We start from the raw sequence: 509 nt of genomic DNA, 5'->3' as shown, positions 1-509 counted from the left end.
GATGACTTTTCGGCACTGAGATTTCAATCAGCGGCTCATCTTTGTCTAACGGATAAGAGTATTTATCAGACAGTAAGTTACCTTTGTTATCGGTAATCTTTAGCCACGCTTTGTCGTGCTTTTCATCGGGTGGCTGGACCGTCACTTCAAACTCTTTTACATCACCCGCTTCACGAATATTGAATTTTGCACTGCCTTGAGCAAACGTCGTAGACGCTTCATAACTTTGTGCGGCAATGGATTTAGCGTCATTGGTTTCCATCTTGATGATGGCAGCACCACTGCGAGTAGGACGCAGCAGCACTCGTTCGCCAGCGGCAAGGCCTTCGCCGATTTGCACTCTCATGCCATCCAATACGAAGGTAGAATCCGACTGGTCTATATCTATCTGAACTTGCTCGCCTTTCGGTGTTGTCACGCTGTAGCGATCACCATCGAAGCGCAGCGCATATTCGCCACCTTTCAACGCCGAAATATCATCGACATAAACGGCAACGTCCGCTTTCGAG

General features: G+C 48.1%; 1 pseudogene. It reads right to left on the bottom strand.

What is annotated here, in order from left to right:
• Positions 1–509: pseudogene (gene flgK / locus R8O11_RS31530) on the bottom strand (flagellar hook-associated protein FlgK); the annotation flags it as partial.

The organism is Vibrio sp. 1288 (genome assembly GCF_033344475.1).
This window is presented reverse-complemented; position numbering and strand designations above follow the sequence as displayed.